The organism is Flavicella marina, assembly GCF_009193215.1.
Taxonomy (GTDB): Bacteria; Bacteroidota; Bacteroidia; order Flavobacteriales; family Flavobacteriaceae; genus Flavicella; species Flavicella marina.
Genome location: NZ_VYVA01000002.1, coordinates 299341 through 315071, shown reverse-complemented (window position 1 = coordinate 315071; position 15731 = coordinate 299341). Strand labels below are relative to the sequence as shown.

The following is a 15731-nucleotide window of genomic DNA, read 5'->3' as shown; positions in this document are numbered from 1 at the left end:
TCTTATGAAAAAAACATTTATTCTTTGCGTTCGTTTTGCTATCGTTTGCATTATTTTATTACAATCTGTAACTGCAATTTCTCAGTCTAAACCTGCTTCTAGCAGTAAAGACTCAATAACTGTAGTAAAACCTACTTTTATACCAACAATTGAAATTGTTGATAAAATTGAAGGAGAAAAAGAATACATAAAAAATATTTTAAAAGAACTTGACGATAAAGATCAAATTAAAGAAATAGATTCTTTGTTACCGATCTATACAAGTTTTATAAAAGATCAAAAAAAGAGTACTGAGAATTTTATTAAAGCCAATCCTAACAGGTTAAAAATTACAATTCTTAATAAAAAATGGAATGGTTATATTGATTATCTAGCTATTTTTCAAGAAAACGTAAACAAGTTTGCTAAAAAGAATATCGAATTAAAAGACGACATCACATTTAGAAAAGAAACTTGGGATTTAACTTATAAAAATGCAAAAGAACAAAAAATTCCTATTGAGGTATTAACTACAGTTAGGACTACGCTTAATGAAATAAAGAAAATTGAAAAAATTGTTCTTAAAGAGAAAAACAACCTTTTAAGTCTTGAAGCAAAAATCAGTAAACAAATTACAGCTTCAAAAGATGTGATTGTTCAGTTGCAAAATCTTAAAAATTCAGATGTTTATAACGTATTTTATTTAAGGCACCCACCAATGTGGAAGCTCTCTTTGATTCCTAATGAAGATCACCAAATTATCAAAGAAAACTCAGAGTCTATTACTAAGAATTTAAAAGACTTTGTAAACATCATCAATACTAGTGAAGAGCAGATTAACATCTTTAGTTTTCTAGTTTTACTAATTGTTTTACTGGTTATTTATATAAAAAGAGCTCTACAAAAAAGTAATATTTACGAAACTGGTTTTGAAATAACACGTGCCAGAGACAATCTAAAAGACTTTACACTCACCACCATTCTATTTCTAACAATTTCAACTGCTAAATACACTTTCATCAATACACCTAGGCTCTTTGATGACTTGTTAAATTCTATGATTTTGTTGGTAATTATCCCATTGGTTAAAGCGAATTTAAACCCTCATTATTATAAGGCTCTATATTTTATTGTGGTAATTTATATTGCCGATTTAAGTAAAACATACCTATGGTTAACTATTGGTCAGTATAAGTTTTATCTGCTTTTAATGAGCATATTCGTTATCGTTGCCACATTATCAGTAAAACCAGACAAAGAGACCTTACGAAAAATGAAAATAGGTTACTTCAGTAGAAACCTACAAAAAATTGCACCTACCCTATATGTATTAGGTGGAATTGCAATTATTTCGAATGTTTTGGGATACACAAATCTAACAGAAACAACATTAAAAATCTGTGTAGGTTCAGGTGTTATTACGATGCTATTTTACTACATACTTTTAATTATTAATAGCATCTCTGTAGTAATAATTCACAGACATTTTACACGTAAATTGGGCTATGATGTAAAGGTTAAAAAACAAGTACAAAGAAAAGCGACTAGAATCATTCGAGTAATAATGATACTATTTGGTACATCGATATTTTTAAAATTGATTGATGTATTAAGTCCAATCGTTGACTATTTTACAAGTGTATTCTCTGAACCGTATAAAATTGGTGAAATAACATTTACAATAGGCGCTATTTTAAGTTTTATCTTGATATTATCTGGTTCCTATGTAGCGACAAAATTAATTTCATTCACGTTTGGAGAAAGCGACAAACTTTTCAATGTCATCAAACTTCCAAAAGGAGTTCCCGCTGCAATTTCTTTAGTCGTACGTTACTTTATTTTTGGATTCGGTATCATGCTTTCTCTATCTGCACTTGGGGTTGATTTAAGCAAGTTTAACCTGATGGCGGGTGCACTAGGTTTGGGTATTGGTTTTGGTTTACAAACAGTTATTTCAAATTTTGTTTCAGGATTGATCTTAGTTTTCGAACGTCCTATTTTAACAGGGGATACTGTAGAAGTTGATAGTCTACTCGGTACTGTAAATAGAATAGGTGTAAGATCTTCAAGTATCACAACATTTGATGGCGCTGAGGTTATTGTACCAAACAACAACCTTATATCAAATAATTTAATAAACTGGACCCTATCCAACAGTATCAAAAGACTTGAGATCAACATTGGTTCTACCTATGAAGCAGATCCTAATTTAGTTATAAAGCTTTTAGGTGAGGCTGCGAAAGAAAGTGACAAAGTCCTTTTATCTCCTGCTCCTCTTCCATTATTGAATGATTTTGGGGAAAGTTCAATGAATTATAAATTGAGGTTCTGGGTGCATAACGAAAATGGCTTGAGTGCACGAAGTGATGTCTCAATTGCTATCTATAATAAGTTCAAAGAGAATGGTATCGAAATTCCTTATCCACACCAAGATGTGTATGTAAAGGATCTTCCGAAGAACAAAGACAAGGATTCATAACAAATCAAAGTATCAGGGAACTGAAGAATGAAAATCACTATTGTTTATAAAGAATTGATTCCTGCCAAACTTTATGGCGGAACACAGCGAGTTATTTGGGGACTTGGTAAAGAACTAACGAAATTAGGGCACGAAGTTGTATACCTAGTAAAAAAAGGCTCTTATTGTGACTTTGCACAAGTGAAAGCTATTGATGATTCAATTCCTATTGTTGATCAAGTTCCTTCTAATAGTGATGTTGTACATTTTCAATTTGAGCCAGAAGAATTGACTCGTTTGAAGATTCCCTATGTAATCACTATGCATGGCAATGTCAATCATCAAAACCCTTTTGATAAAAACACCATTTTCGTTTCAAAAAATCATGCTGAAAGGCATAATTCTGATTCATTTGTTCACAATGGTTTGGATTGGAATGAGTATAATTCTCCTAATTTTAGTAAAAACAGGAGTTATTTTCATTTCTTAGGAAATGCAGCTTGGAGGGTCAAAAACGTACAAGGTGCCATAGATGTTATAAAAAACTCCAAAACTGAACAACTAAAAGTTCTAGGGGGTGTTCGATTTAATTTTAATATGGGACTTAGACTTACGTTTTCTACAAAAGTTTCGTTTGCCGGAATGGTTGACGAACAAAAAAAAGCAAGTCTAATAAATCAATCCAAAGGTTTGATTTTTCCGATTAAGTGGCACGAACCATTTGGATTGGCCATTACCGAAAGTTTATATTATGGTTGTCCTGTATTTGCAACACCTTATGGTTCATTACCCGAATTGGTCAATGAGCAAGTAGGTTTCTTATCTAACAGTAAAGAAACATTAACCGATGCAGTTAAAAACTCCGATGCATATTCACCAAAAACTTGTCATGAATATGCAAAAGAACAATTCAACAGCAAGTTGATGACGATGCGATACCTAGAAAAATATGAACGGGTGATGTCAAAAGAAAAATTAAATTCAGAAAACCCAAAACTTGTAAAAATCCAAACCGATAAGTATTTAGCTTGGAAATAAAAACTCGACTTTCATTTCTGAAAGCCGAGCAATAACGCAACCCTACCCCTAAGATTACTTTATAAAAGCAATTTCCTTTTCATAGCAATAGAATCGAAACACTTACTAATTCTTTTGTAAAATTAACAAAGGTTATCAAGTAGAAATTACTAAGTCTATAAGTGTAGACTTATCATTCTTGAACGTACCAATTATCAATATAAGTGCATTTTGTGATTTTGGTATATTGACAAAAAAACTCGAGCAATATAATTTTGCTCGAGCTATACTAAAATCCTACCCCTAAGATTTAGTTACATTAATGATTTAATACTACAAATATATTTTACATCCATAAGGCCTAAAAAATTAAGTCGTGAAGCTATCATATTTAAGCATAAGTGTATCATTCCACATCATAAATGAATACGGATAATTTTGACTCCCTAAAACTAACCATGCAACAATATAGTTATTTATAGTTATTGTTTCATCCTTTCAATTGATTTAAACTTGTATAACTATATTTGTGGAGATCGTCTCCACATTGATTTAAAAACCTAAAACCTTAAAAAATGATTTCAGAAAAAGAAGTTGCCACTGGACCAACGAAAATTGGAGATTTAGAATTTTCTTTGCTAAACAAAAAAGTAGGAAACAAAGATTTGAGCCAAGGAGATGGTGTTTCAAAAGAACCGCTTGTTAATATTTATGCCGTTGAAGGTAAAATCAACACTTACATCGTAAATATATTAACTTACATCGGAGCTCAAAGAAATAAATTAACTGCTCAACAACTAGAAAACAGTTTGCCAATCAACAAACAAGTTGCATTGCGTTACAACCCTCCTATTGCAGAAATAAATACAGAAATCAAACAAGGTGTTACTTGTAGGGATTTTCAAATTATTTTTGATGGACCAGAAAATCAAACAGAATTCAACAAAGTACATATCCAATTTGAGTATAGTTTAATAGAAGGTACACAATCTGTTGAAGCTATTATTGTACGTGACAACGACCTTGACCCAAGGGTAAGTAGAGGAACTATTACTACACCCATTGATGGTAGAGGATAATAATTTATAGGAGAGAAATTGAGTAAACTAATTACAATTCTATTTCCTTTTTTACTTTTTACTCAGAACAGAAACTCTGAACAAAAAGTAGATGCTATTAACCAAAGGGCTCTTCATATTTGTGCACAAGCAGATAAAGAGCTCTTTTGTCGTTCGTATCACTTTTTCAAAAACAAACAGTACGACTCTTGTTATGTAAATGCAGGAAAAGCATTGTTAACAACTCAAAACACAAAAGAAAAAGATTTATTATTATATTTTTTAAGTGAATCAGCTCACATAAAAAAACTGCATAAAAAATCTTTACAAAGTATTCAAAATATCTCTGACGACCCCCTCTTTTCTAACATTAAAAACATACTTCTCGGTCACAGTTATTTATACCTAAAAAAATATGACACCGCTATTTACCACTACGAAAAATGGTTGAAAGATTCGAATAATGAAGCGGATACAGAAAAGCGTATTGTATTGCATAATTTAGGTATTATGTACAATGTATTGACACAAAACAAAAAAGCAGAGTATTATTTAAAACAAGAATTTGAACTGATCAAAGATCAAAATGATACTCTAGTTAAATTGAACTCTTTACAAGCGATGGCCAACTTGTATTATGAACTTTATAGAGACACTGAGGCTATCGCAAATTTCAAAGAAGCTTATAAACTTGCAAAGGCTTACTCAAGTTTCAAATGGAAACATGTTACTTCAGAAAACATGGCCATTGTTGAAAAAAACAGAAAAAATTACAAAGCCAGTGTTTCCTATTTCGAAGAAGCAAGAAACTGGAAAGATTCTATCTACAACCAAGACAGGATTTGGGAACTCACAGAAAAAGAAAAACAAATTGCAGTTGCTCAAAAAGAATTAGAAATCGCTGTAGAAAAAGAAAAAGTAAAACGTCAGAAAACCCTAAGAAACGCTTTAATTATTGGCATTTCGTTTTTATTTATTTTTATCATGGTTCTTTGGTTTTTCTACAAACAAAGAACTGCCCAAAACAAATTAATTACAGAACAAAAAGAAGCTTTAACTAGAGCAAATAAGACAAAAGACTATCTGTTTTCTGTTGTTTCTCACGACTTAAGAAGTCCAATTAACACCTTGAACAAGCTACACAAAAAGTTCTTAAAACAAATCAACTCTGAAAATTTCGCACAACTAAAGACTACCGCTAACAAAGCTTTGATGTTAACTGAGAGTACGTCAAAATTACTAAACAACGTTTTGCATTGGTCGTTAGAACAGAACAAGCAAATGGTCTTTACCATCTCTGAATACCCTTTACATAAACTAGTTGAATTGGTCGTATACGATTTCTTAAATATTGCGGAAGCTAAACAGATAAAAATAACAGAATCATTGCAACCTGAAAATGTTTCGGCTGACGTCGAGTCGTTAAAAATTATTATCCGAAACCTTATTGACAATGCGATAAAATATTCAAATGAAGGAACTCAAATTGATATTTCGTGTGGTACAACAAACGACAATCTAAAATACATTAGTATTCAGGATCAAGGAAAAGGAATGTCTCCTGAAGTACTTGCTCAAATCAGGGAATTAAACGATATTTCTATTGATCAAATAGACCGCGCTAATGGTGTTGGATTAGGAATGATTCTATGTCAAACCCTCATCAAAAAGAATAACGGAAAATTACTTATCGAAAGTAGTATTGATAAAGGCTCAAAATTTACTATTTTGCTGCCTTAAACCCCTATGACATGAAAAAGCTTAATTTATTATTATTGGAAGATGATATTGAAGAAGCAAATGATTTAGCTGATTTTCTAGAAGACAACCATTACAACGTAATGATCAGTCATAACTCTAGGCAAACTGAACGTTTATTAAAACGACATTCGTTTGATTTGGTAATCCTAGATATTATGATTGATGGAAAGCCAGAAGGCATTGAAACGGCCAACAGAATGAATGAATTAGGTTTCGACATACCTTTTCTATTTCTGTCTAGTATGCAAACGAAAATTCTATTCGATAAAGCCAAAACTACGAAGCCAATTACTTACTTGATAAAACCATATAACGAATTAGAATTGTTATTTACATTAGAATTGGCTATTGAAAAATATTATGATCAATCAAATTCAATAAGTATCGATGTTGAAAATGCGGTTATTTGTCCCACTTATATTTTCATCAAAAAGAAACGCAGTTTGATGAAAGTTGAAGTTTCTAAGATAAACTATATAGAAGTACAAGATAAATACTGTAACTTTTCTTTGATTGACGAAGACTTTTTGGTAAAAATATCTCTTAAAAAAGTAAAAGAACTTCTTGCAAATCCTGATTTTATTCAAGTACACAGAAACTATTTAGTAAATGCTAAAAAAATTAAAGAAATATTTTTAGAAGACTCCTTAATTATTCTTGAAACAGAAGAGAAAATACCTTTTAGCGAAAGACATAAAGCTACTTTTGTTAAAAACAACTATTTATTAAAGTAAGATATTTAATCAACGAGATGTAGTACATCTTTTAAGATACTCCATCTCGGTTCTTTTACCTGAGCTCCTTTTCCTTCAATCCAATGTTGAAACAACTGCTCAGTTGTTCCGTCTTTGACTTTCAATTCTAACCAAGTGTTGATAAACTGAATCCAAGCGGCATCGTGTTTTGGTAATGGATATGCACATGGTACTTTTATTCTAGTACCATCGGGTATCACAACATTAAATGATGGGTAGACAATAGTCCAAGCAGAACCCGCTTCAGCAGACAGTAAAAAAGCATCTAAATCTTTATAGCTATCCTTCACAAAGCCTCTTGGAGTTTTTCTGTTTTTCACAGTTGCATTGGGTAAATATTTTTTTAATTTTTCAGCAAAGTATGGGTTTGAACAGCCAATTGTCAAACTATCCATCTTTAACAAATTCTCTTTCGATTGAAATTCCGTTCTATTATGATCCTTTACCAAAAATGCAAACGTTACATCTAAATACGAATCACTCAATGCATAGGTTCCTATTTTATCTGTGGTAACCGCTAAACCAGACATTACGATATCTATATTTCCTTCTGAAACTAATGCATCTGCTTGTTTTCTGGTCAGTTTGTAGAATTCAGGTTTCACACCTAATTCTTCTGCCAACAAATGCCCCATTTCAATATCATATCCTAAAGTTTGTCCCTCATCATTTTTAAATGCAAATGGCAAACAGTCCGATAAAAATCCAATCCTCAATTTACCTCTCGACTTGATAGTTTGAATTTGATTTGAGCCATGCGCGTCATTTTCTACTTTTTGCATCAATTCTTCATAACTTCTTGCCCTAGATGTATTAATTGTAGAATCGCTTAACTGCATCTGAACAAAACTCTCATACTGATGACTTTCTCCTAATGAAAAAGACAAGTAAAATCTTGTTGCAACTAGCAATGCAATTGTCAAACCAACTCCAATTACAATACCTCTGGTTAATTTTGCCCAGTATATTTTCTTTTTTCCAACTGTCAATTGAATCGTAATTACTGTAATCGCAATCAAGTGAATTGCCCCCAAAACCACGCGAATTCTATCGGTATACACACTAGAAATAACAAATAATTGAAACATTTCTTGTGGTAATTTCAACAAATCAAGTAAAAATGGAATTCCTGTTACAGGTGCCACAAAACTACTCAACAAGGTAGCTCCTATAAAAGTAAGATTTTCAAAAACACCAAAAGGACTCCCTAAAAACCATGCGATAAATGGCACAAAAACAAAGATCACAAAGGTTCCTAAATTCGGAAACGGATATGCTAGAGGCATCATAATATCTGTCATTGCCCTTCTTTCTTCTGCCGTAGCTTCATCATCGTCCACCATTTCTTCTTTCATCAACCCTTTGATGTCATCGATTAATTGAGGTAATACCACGATAATTTTCCCCGTAGCAAAGATTGTTAACAAAGTACTTTTAGTAGCCGCAAAAAGCTTTTTTGGAGCAATATTTGTAAAACTTGATATCAACAAAGGAAGCCAATAAAAGCCTAACAAAAGTACCGCCACACTGTAAATAATTATATAGGCATGTAAACGTTGAATTTCTTCGAAAGTCATGGTACCTGCATTATATGCAGCAATGGCAAAAACTCCATAAGGAGTCATTTTAACTACCATTTTATTGATATGATTCAATCCTTCTCCCATTACATCTAAACCAGATAAGACACCTTCTTTATTCGGTATCTTGCTAATCCCTATTCCTAAAAATATGCTAAACAAAACCACTGCGGGTACAATGTTTTTAGACATCGACGAAAAAGGGTTTGAAGGAATGTATAAATCTAAAAAATCTAAAGGGGGGACTACTTCAACAATTGAAGGATTGAAATAGGAAGCAGCTGACCAACTAGGCAACGCCAAAGGCAAAGCGATTAAAAAAACAACACCTAAAGATAATAGCAAAAACAATACTTTTACCCCTTTAAACACCATCGTTTTTCCTTCATCTAAAGACATTCTACCAAGGTTTGCTATTATAGAAACCATGATGTATGGCAATACTGTCATCTGCAACAACCCTATAAAACCATCTCCGATGTACGAAAAAAACGAACAATACTCCCCAAAAAACAAACCAATTAAAACCCCAAAAAGTAATCCAATTATAATTTTTTTTGACAAGCTCATTCTCTACTCTTTTAATTAATACAATTTTAAGCAATATACGATTTCATACAACTATGTAAAACTGAAATTTAACTTTAAAACTATAAATCGCTTCAAGTATTTTTATAAATTAGGATAAAAATTAAAAAGAGCTATTTTATGAAAGCAACTATCAAAAATATTTCTGCATTAGAAATTTTAGATTCAAGAGGAAATCCAACAATAAGAGTTTATGTCGAACTAAGTGATGGTACCAAATCTGTGGCATCAGTTCCTTCGGGTGCTTCTACAGGTCAAAATGAAGCTGTAGAATTACGAGATGGCGAAGAACGTTATGGTGGTACTGGTGTTCAAAAAGCCGTTGACAATGTGAATACCGTTATTGCAAATACTTTAATTGGAAAAATTGCTTCTGAGCAAAAAAACATTGATTATACCATGATTGAATTAGATGGTACTGAAAACAAATCAAAACTTGGTGCCAATGCAATTTTAGGTGTATCAATGGCAGTAGCAAAAGCTGCTGCTAAATCTGCAAAACTACCTCTATATGAATATTTAGGAGGAACTAATGCCGTGAGAATCCCCGTACCATGTATGAATATTTTAAATGGTGGTGAACATGCTGACAACAGTGTCGATTTTCAAGAGTTTATGCTTGTACCCCATGGTGCTCCTAGTTTTAAAGAAGGTTTACGTTATGTTGCTGAAACTTTTCATACACTAAAAAAGATTTTAAAATCAAGAGGACTTGCAACTAGTGTTGGTGATGAAGGTGGATTTGCTCCAAACTGTAAAAGTAATGAAGCAGCAATTGAATTGATTGTCGAAGCAATAAAAACGGCCAACTTTACTCCTGGAAAAGATTTATCCATAGCCATCGATAGTGCTGCTAACTCAATTTCTAAAAATCTAGATAACAATTATGATTTGAGTTGGTCTGGAAAAGGCAAAATGACTTCTGATGAATTGATTGATCTTACAGAAACTTGGCTCGAAAAATACCCTATTATTTTATGGGAAGACCCATTGTCAGAAGGAGATTGGGAGGGCTTTGCTAAATTTACCAAACGATATGGTGATAAAATTGAAGTGGTTGGTGATGATATTTTTGTAACCAACACGAAATATCTTAAAAAAGGAATTGAGCAAAAAACTGCCAATTCAGCTTTGATAAAATTAAATCAAATAGGCACAGTAACCGAAACTATCGAAGCCGTAAGAATGTGTAGAGAGGCTGGATGGCGCTACTTTTTATCTCATAGATCAGGCGAAACTACAGATACCTTCTTAGCAGATTTTGCTGTTGCAATGGATGGTGGACATCTTAAAACAGGATCCGCATGTCGTGGAGAACGCATTGCAAAATACAATCGTTTACTTGAAATCGAACACGAATTGAAAGGAAAATCTGAGTACCGTTGGAAATAAGAATGTAACAATTTAAAAGACTTCTTATAGTCATTTCCGTATACTTGTTGGTTATTTCATGTAACGGCATCATTCATTTGAATAAGCAAAGCAAACCTAAGATTTACAATTATGAAGGTGCTCGAATTAATATATCAATAGCATTTTGTATTATTGAAACAGGGTACTCGAATAGTCCGGGGAAGCTTTTGTCTACAAAGAAGGAAAACTTTTCAAAAAAGAAAAATAACCTTTGGCTCAGTTTTGATTCAACATCCTAAGGGCAACTTTCTATTTGACACAGGTTTCGATGTTCATCTACAAAAACAATTCAAAGAAAATACCTCATTTTTAAACAGACAAACATTTAAATTTAAACAACTCGGTACTACAAAAAACATTTTAGAAGCCAACAATTATCCTATAGACTCAATAAAATTTATTATTCCATCTCATTTTCATTACGATCATGTTAGTGGTATTGAAGATTTCCCAAATGCCGACACCCTATTCCAAGAAACAAAGTAGATACTGATAGAAACAAAAACCAAAATAATATTGTAAAAATTTATTATCTCAAAAAACAAAAGCCAGAAATTAGTATCATTCCAGCCTACGATGCCAATATCCAAATGAACATGGCCCATTTTCCAAAACTTGAAAAATAGTAGCAATTTCAAATTCAAAAAAATTTAGATTTAATTTTGTTTGTGTATCTTTGACCAATCTTAGAAAACAATGCACCAAAAGTACCTAATATCCCTACTTTTATCAAAGCTAAACTCATTAGCAAGTAACATTGTTTCTTTAATTTCTATTAATTTTACGATTTTACGCCAACTTGTTTTTGTTGACACTATGCGTGTCAGAAAACGCGAATTCGCCTTCAAATAAAATAATATACTCGATGAATATCTTATTAAAATCTGCAAAAATATTTGACAAAAAAAGCACCTTCCACAAACAAATTAAGGACATCTTAATAGAAGAAGGAATTATCATTAAAATAGCAGATAATATTGAGTGCCCAAAAAACTGTAAGGTAATCAACATTGAAAACTTGCAAGTGTCAAATGGTTGGTTTGATTCTAGTGTTTCTTTTGGAGAACCAGGTTATGAAGAAAGAGAGAATCTTTCGAACGGACTAGATACAGCAGCTAAATCTGGATTTACTGCAGTAGCGGTAAACTCCAACACAAATCCTTATTTAGACACTAAATCGTCAATTGCTTATCTGAAAACATTGGCATCAAACAAAGCAACTTCTCTTTACCCTATTGCCAGTTTAACACAAAAATCTGCAGGGAAAGAAATTGCAGAATTATACGATATGAAGTCTGCGGGTGCAGTTGCCTTTGGTGACTACAACAAGCCTATTGACAACGATAACTTGATGAAAATTGCCTTGTTATATGCGCAAAATTTTGATGGACTTGTCTTGAGTTTTCCTTTGAATACAGAAATTGGTGGAGAAGGAATTGCTCATGAAGGGATCAACAGTACCTTATTGGGACTAAAAGGAATTCCTAGCCTTGCTGAGGAAATGCAAATAGCAAGAGATTTGTTTTTGCTTGAGTATACTGGTGGAAAATTACACATTCCAACAATCAGTACTGCAAACTCTGTTGAATTGATACGAGAAGCGAAAAAGAAAAATCTGGCTGTAACTTGTAGTGTTACAACCCATCATTTAACGCTCACAGATCAAGAATTGAAGAAATTTGACGGAAACACAAAAGTATTACCCCCGTTGAGAACAGATGATGATCGTCTTGCTCTGATAGAAGGAGTGAAAGATGGAACGATAGATTGTATCACTTCTGACCACAACCCAATTGATATTGAAAATAAGAAGGTTGAATTTAGCAATGCTGAATATGGAACGATTGGATTAGAAAATATGTTTGGTAGCTTAAAAACAATTTTAGATACCGAGACTATTATTGAGGCCTTGACAGAAAAACCAAAAGCGATATTTGGAATTGAAAATTCGAATATTACTGAAGGTGCAACCGCCAATCTAAGTTTTTTTACTGAAAAAGGAAAAACAATATTCTCTGAAGAAAACATTTTATCGACTTCTAAAAACTCTATATTCCTACAGAAAGAAGTCGCAGGTAAGTCTATTGGTGTTTATGCCAACAAACAACTTATTTTAAACAACTAAAGACACGCATTTCATCCATATGAGTACTTCATTACACTACGTAGAACGCCTTCCAAAAACTAGAAATGCGACACCACCATTACTTATCTTGATTCACGGATATGGAAGTAATGAAATGGATTTATTTTCATTTGCAGAAGAATTACCAGAAGACTTACATATCGTTAGTCTAAGAGCTCCATTAGAATTAGGTTATAACAGTTTTGCATGGTATAGCATCAATTTCGATGCAGACCAGAATAAATTTTCTGATTTGGAAGAAGCGAAAGAATCTTTAGGTAGTATCAGTGAGTTTATCGAAGATTTTACAAAAAACAATGCTGTAAACAACGAAAAAATTTTTGTGGTAGGTTTTAGTCAAGGGGCAATCTTAAGTTATGCCTTGTCTCAAAATTTAGAAAAAATCAATCATGTAGTTGCACTTAGTGGTTATTTAAATGAAGAACTTTTAAATAATAACACAAATACAAAAACCGATTATTTTGCATCTCATGGAACAGTAGATCAAGTAATCCCTGTAGAATGGGCTAGAAAAGCTCCTATTTATTTAAAAGAAAAAGGTATTGATATTATTTTTAAAGAATACCCTGTTGGACATGGGGTGCATCCTCAAAATTTTTATGATTTCAAAGCTTGGATCGAAGCTCGAATCCATTAATCAACTACCAAACCATCGAAAGCTAAATACACATTGTTAGGTAAATCTTTAGAAACTTCTTCGTGAAAACCTAAACGATGACTGATATGTGTCAAATAAGCTTTTTTAGGTTGTAGTTCTTCTATCAAGGCTAAGGACTCTTCTAAATTAAGGTGTGTTGGATGTGGATCTATACGCAAAGCACTAAGCACCAAAACATCCAAGTCACGTAACTTATCCAACTCCGAATCAGGTAACGTTTTTACATCGGTTAAATAGGCAACACCTCCTACTCTATAGCCAAAAATAGCCAAGCGCCCATGCATAACGTTGATAGGAATTATTTCTATATCATCAATTGTAAAAGGGCGATCATCAATTCTATTTTCTACAACTTTTGCTGCACCAGGATATCTATTTTCTTTAGCGAATATATAATCATATCTTTTTTCTAAAGCTGTCATCACTCGATCTTGTGCATAAATATGTACCGCACCTTGTTTGTAACAATAAGGGCGAATTTCATCTAAGCCCGCAATATGATCAGAATGTTCATGAGTAAAAAGTATTCCTTCAATTGCTTTTACTTCTGCACGCAGCATCTGGTATCTAAAATCCGGTCCGCAATCAATCAAGATATTTTTACCATCACAAGTAAGCAAAACCGATGAACGTAACCGTTTGTCTTTAGTGTCTTTAGACAAATTTACAGCTTCATCAGATAGCAACATAGGTACTCCTTGTGAAGTTCCTGTTCCTAAAAAAGTAATTTTTATTGGGTTGTTTGTCATAAAAACGGATAATTATCTGCTAAAATACAGCTACAAAAATAAGCATCTATTTCAGATTCCTAAGGCATATTTGTTATATTTGTTTTGTACTTATAAACCTAACATTTTACAATGGCTGTAACACTAAAAGGAGACAAAGAAATGAGCAACATCCCTACGATTAAAGGGAAAGCTTTACGAATCAATTTAAATCATAATATCTACGGTACTTTTTCTGAAATTGGTGCAGGACAAGAAACGGTAAGAAATTTCTTTAGAGCTGGTGGGTCTTCTGGAACTATTGCAAAGGCGATGAGTGCATATGACAAAGATTTTTCTGATGCTATTTATGGAATGGAAGACGACAGAAGATATGTCACTGAAACACGACTAAAGAAAATGTTGAATCACGAAATTCGTTTGATCGAAAATCGTTTGAGTAGAGAAAAACATCCTGATAAATTTTTCTTTAGTTATGCAAACACGGTTACAACCATTGATTTTGCGAAGCAATTTAAAGGACATGGTTGGGTTGGAATTCGTTTTCAACTTGATCCATTAGAAGATTACAACGAAATAATATTGCATCTAAGGTTTAAAGAAACCGATGCTACTTTACAGCAAGAAACACTTGGGAAACTTGGAGTAAACTTAATTTACGGAGCGTTCTATATGAATGATAACCCAAAAGATTTACTAGTTTCTTTGTACGACAACCTTCACAAAGACCAATTAGAGATTGACATGATCAATTTTTCTGGTCCAAGATTTATGTACGTCGACAATCGTTTGATGAGTTTGCAATTAGTAAAGAACGACATGACGAATGCCGTAATGTTTGATTCTAGCGGTGTCAATTTACTACCAGCAAGTGTATTATACAAAAAGAATATTTTAGCTTTGCGTGGTAGCTTTAGACCTGTAACCAAGGTAAACATGGACATCTACGAAAATTCTAAAAAACTATTTTTTAAAGAAAATAAAGTAGAAGAAGAAAACACTCAGATCATTTTTGAAATTACCTTAGCCAATTTACGATCTGAAGGAAAAATCAATGAAAGAGATTTCTTAGATCGTGCAGAATTACTCTGCTCATTAGGTCAAAATGTGATGATTTCTAATTTCCAAGAATACTATAAATTGGTTGAGTATTTTAGCGAGTTTACCAAATCTAGAATGGGATTGGCTTTGGGTGTAGAAAGTCTGATCAATATTTTTGATGAAAAATACTACCGTTCTCTGAGTGGTGGAATTCTTGAAGCTATTGGAAAAATGTACTTCAAAGATCTTAAAATTTATGCATATCCATTAAAGGATAGAAATACAGATAAAATCATTACGAGTGACAATTTAGTTGTACACCCTCGAATGACAGAATTATACAAGTTCTTTAAAAACAATGGTAAATTGATTGACATCAAAGATTACGATCCTGAAATATTATCTGTTTTTTCAAAAACAATTTTAGATATGATTGCCAAATCTAAAAAAGGATGGGAAGAAATGTTACCCGAGGGTATTTCTGAACTGATCAAACAAAATCGCCTTTTCGGATACTCTAGATCTCGTGCTGCTTTAAAAAAATAATTT

At 32.6% G+C, this 15731-nt stretch carries 12 protein-coding genes; 10 read left to right on the top strand and 2 right to left on the bottom strand.

All coding sequences use genetic code 11. The features are described from left to right. Positions 1-4 precede the first annotated feature (4 nt). The 5 genes from F6P99_RS06215 to F6P99_RS06195 all read left to right on the top strand — a co-directional run bounded on the left by F6P99_RS06215 (position 5) and on the right by F6P99_RS06195 (position 7007). Positions 5-2458: a mechanosensitive ion channel family protein gene (locus F6P99_RS06215; RefSeq protein ID WP_152286597.1), complete on the top strand. Its 2454-nt coding sequence runs from the start codon at positions 5-7 to the stop codon at positions 2456-2458. A gap of 27 nt (positions 2459-2485) precedes the next feature. After that, the gene (locus F6P99_RS06210) at positions 2486-3475 is read left to right on the top strand and encodes a glycosyltransferase (RefSeq protein ID WP_152286596.1); all 990 of its coding nucleotides are present in this window, start codon (positions 2486-2488) and stop codon (positions 3473-3475) included. Between the two features lie 554 nt (positions 3476-4029). Further along, a complete protein-coding gene (locus F6P99_RS06205; RefSeq protein ID WP_152286595.1) occupies positions 4030-4533 on the top strand; it encodes a hypothetical protein in 504 nt (167 codons plus the stop codon). A gap of 18 nt (positions 4534-4551) precedes the next feature. Further along, positions 4552-6252: a tetratricopeptide repeat-containing sensor histidine kinase gene (locus tag F6P99_RS06200; protein WP_152286594.1), complete on the top strand. Its 1701-nt coding sequence runs from the start codon at positions 4552-4554 to the stop codon at positions 6250-6252. Between the two features lie 11 nt (positions 6253-6263). Beyond that, entirely contained in the window at positions 6264-7007 is a 744-nt protein-coding gene (locus tag F6P99_RS06195) for a LytR/AlgR family response regulator transcription factor (RefSeq protein ID WP_152286593.1), read from the top strand. 5 nt (positions 7008-7012) lie between these two features. Here F6P99_RS06195 and F6P99_RS06190 read toward each other — a convergent pair whose 3' ends face one another. Then, complete coding sequence (locus F6P99_RS06190; RefSeq protein WP_152286592.1) at positions 7013-9178, bottom strand: cation:dicarboxylate symporter family transporter; 2166 nt, start codon at positions 9176-9178, stop codon at positions 7013-7015. A gap of 138 nt (positions 9179-9316) precedes the next feature. Between F6P99_RS06190 and eno the strand changes: the two genes are divergently transcribed. The 4 genes from eno (at position 9317) to F6P99_RS06170 (ending at position 13392) form a co-directional block, all read left to right on the top strand. Continuing rightward, entirely contained in the window at positions 9317-10588 is a 1272-nt protein-coding gene (gene eno, locus F6P99_RS06185; RefSeq protein ID WP_152286591.1) for a phosphopyruvate hydratase, read from the top strand. A gap of 243 nt (positions 10589-10831) precedes the next feature. After that, the gene (locus F6P99_RS06180; RefSeq protein WP_193316011.1) at positions 10832-11095 is read left to right on the top strand and encodes an MBL fold metallo-hydrolase; all 264 of its coding nucleotides are present in this window, start codon (positions 10832-10834) and stop codon (positions 11093-11095) included. 379 nt (positions 11096-11474) lie between these two features. Next, the gene (locus tag F6P99_RS06175; protein ID WP_152286589.1) at positions 11475-12734 is read left to right on the top strand and encodes a dihydroorotase; all 1260 of its coding nucleotides are present in this window, start codon (positions 11475-11477) and stop codon (positions 12732-12734) included. Positions 12735-12753: 19 nt separating this feature from the next. Next, positions 12754-13392, top strand: a complete 639-nt coding sequence (locus tag F6P99_RS06170) for an alpha/beta hydrolase (protein WP_152286588.1) — start codon at positions 12754-12756, stop codon at positions 13390-13392. On the opposite strand, the gene F6P99_RS06165 is transcribed toward F6P99_RS06170, so the two are convergent. Next, a complete protein-coding gene (locus tag F6P99_RS06165; protein ID WP_152286587.1) occupies positions 13389-14162 on the bottom strand; it encodes an MBL fold metallo-hydrolase in 774 nt (257 codons plus the stop codon). The genes F6P99_RS06170 and F6P99_RS06165 overlap by 4 nt on opposite strands. 111 nt (positions 14163-14273) lie before the next feature. Between F6P99_RS06165 and F6P99_RS06160 the strand changes: the two genes are divergently transcribed. Continuing rightward, positions 14274-15728: a TonB-dependent receptor gene (locus F6P99_RS06160; RefSeq protein WP_152286586.1), complete on the top strand. Its 1455-nt coding sequence runs from the start codon at positions 14274-14276 to the stop codon at positions 15726-15728. Positions 15729-15731 lie beyond the last annotated feature (3 nt).